The sequence below is a fragment of the Vibrio genomosp. F10 str. 9ZD137 genome, from assembly GCF_049974785.1.
In the GTDB taxonomy this organism is placed as follows: Bacteria; Pseudomonadota; Gammaproteobacteria; order Enterobacterales; family Vibrionaceae; genus Vibrio.
In genome coordinates, this window is sequence record NZ_JBNGCJ010000629.1 from 1 (window position 1) to 2,554 (window position 2,554).

Genomic DNA, 2,554 nt, shown 5'->3' on the forward strand with positions numbered 1-2,554 from the left:
AAGGCGAAGAAGGGCGACACAATTCGAGGTGCGGATGCGCAAGCGTATCTAGCGGTAATCGACGAGTCGGCGAAAATCTACGATGAAGCCATCGTCGCGATAGTTCGACCAACGGAAGCGTTAGTGCGTCAACTCTCCCGGTAAGCAGTAGATAAAGTAAAAAAACCGCTTTCTGGTCGTTAAACGAGAAAGCGGTAAATGAAGGCAAAGCATAAGCTCATCCCCGTAGTGTTAGCCGTTAAAGGTTTATCACGATAGGGTGAGCTTTTTATTGTAGTTGTTGTGGAGTCTCATTTTCTTAAGTTATAAACACACTGACTATAACGAAGCAGGGTAGGTCTTGTAGCGAACGCCCATCATCTGCTCCATACAGTGAACGACCTGACAGCTGTAACCAAACTCATTGTCATACCAGATATAAACGACACAACGGTTGTCTTGCGCAATGGTGGCAACCCCATCGACAATGCCAGCATGACGTGATCCTACGATATCGCTAGATACCACTTCCGTTGAGTCTGTGTAATCAATTTGTGCAGACAGTGAAGAGGTCAATGCCATCTCACGAAGGTACGTATTGAGTTCTTCTTTTGTCGTGTTCGATTCTAGGTTCAGATTGGCAATGGCCATTGAAACATTCGGTGTTGGAACACGAATGGCGTTACCGGTTAATTTCCCCGTCAGCTCTGGTAGTGCTTTCGATACTGCTTTGGCAGCACCGGTCGAGGTTAGCACCATATTCAACGACGCACTACGACCGCGACGATCACCAGAGTGGAAGTTATCAATCAGGTTTTGATCATTAGTAAACGAGTGCACCGTTTCAATATGCCCAGATTGGATACCGAACTTGTCGTTAATCGCTTTCAAAGCCGGAGTGATTGCATTGGTGGTACAGCTGGCTGCCGAAATAATAGTGTCTTCTGGCTGAATAACGTCTTCATTCACACCAAATACAACATTTTTAATGTCGCCTTTTCCTGGTGCGGTAAGCAGAACTTTTTCAGCGCCATCACAGCCTAAATGTTGGCCAAGCCCTTCGCTGTCTCTCCATACACCGGTATTATCAACCACCAAGGCGTTGTTAATTCCGTAATGGTTGTAGTTAATTTCTTCAGGCTTATTGGCATAGATAATTTGGATGTAGTTACCATTGGCAATGATCGCTTTACGCTCTTCGTCAACCACAATGCTGCCGTTAAATTGGCCATGAACAGAGTCACGTCGTAACAGGCTAGCCCGTTTTTCTAGATCGCCTTTTTTACCTCCGCGCACAACAATCGCTCTTAAGCGCAAAGGGTAACCAGGACCACTCTTTTCAACTAATAAACGCGTCAATAGTCGACCAATTCGGCCAAAGCCGTAAAGAACGACATCACGTGGCTCAGTGATGGTCTTTCCATCCATGGCTTTTAACAGTGCTGTGTGCAGAAAATCATTCAATGCATGAGTGTCGTCATGGCTGCGCCAATATTGCTGGGCAAGTTGTCCAACATCGATTCTGCATGGCGAAAGTGGCATTTTAGTTAAGCATTGAATAATAGGAGAAGTTTGTTCTAGGGTCAGTGGCTGGTCGGTAAAGTGACGAGAGAGTCGGTGTGCTTTAATGATATCGATAGTGTCTGCATTGACGAGGGTTTTACCAAAGAGGATAACTTCAACCCCTTTTTCTCGATACAGCTGGCCTAATAGGGGTGAAGTAGATTCTGCAATCGTTTGGCTGGTTTGCCAATCGCGAAGGTGCTTCTCAGGACTCTGTTTTTCTGAAGACATGGTAGTGGGGGACCTTTTCGTTATTTGAGCTTATGTTATTGGAACGTGTTCTAAACGGCACTTACCTACCTATTCGCATTAAAGAGTCACATTTAAGTATCGTACTTAAGGACCTTGGCTAAGCTCAGGATCCCTGCGGAGAAAGGTAAATAGCCGATGTTTTATCTTTGTAATTATTATGGGGCAGGATTGTAAATGGTGAAGTGTTATTCTGCTAGGAAAAATAACAGCGACATTTAACACTATATATTGATTGTAACTAGGCGGATTGTGTTAGTGTCTCGCGGCCAAATGCCAATTGACTTTTTTAAAAGTACAGACTTAATTCGAGACGATATGGTTTATTGGCACACTATTTATTTTCTGTTTTCATTACGCTCACTAATTTTGTGCTGGATGGAAGATTAACAACATAAAAAGTAAACGATAGATTGGCGAAAAGTCGTTGAGTTACCCTATTCTATGGTGGAACTCACTTTACGCTGTGGACCAAGCCGATTTACTTCATCGCTACCAACGGAATAAGTGCCTGTAGATGTATGTCGGCAGTGAAGAACGCGCTGAAAAAGAAAGCTGAAATACTAGGTGAAGTAAGAAGTAAGAAGTAAGAAGTAAAAGGTAAACGTAAAGGTGAGATAAGCGTTAAGTGACGCAAAGGCGTTTCAGAATGGGTCAGACTATCTAGGATAACATCGCCTAGATAGTCTACTTGTGTTTAAAGACAGACCGTTTATCGCCCCCGTCAACCGTCTATTTTAGGCTATCAGATCGGAAGAGCGGT

1 protein-coding gene is annotated in these 2,554 nt (G+C 43.9%); it reads right to left on the bottom strand.

Going from position 1 to position 2,554, the window contains the following annotated elements:
- Positions 1–318: 318 nt before the first annotated feature.
- Positions 319–1,773, bottom strand: a complete 1,455-nt coding sequence (locus ACP45E_RS15250) for a glyceraldehyde-3-phosphate dehydrogenase (RefSeq protein ID WP_017038694.1) — start codon at positions 1,771–1,773, stop codon at positions 319–321.
- Positions 1,774–2,554 lie beyond the last annotated feature (781 nt).

What these genes read in the sequence shown, in the direction of transcription:
- ACP45E_RS15250 (WP_017038694.1), bottom strand. Translation starts at nt 1,773, where the DNA reads ATGTCTTCAGAAAAACAGAGTCCTGAGAAGCACCTTCGCGATTGGCAA.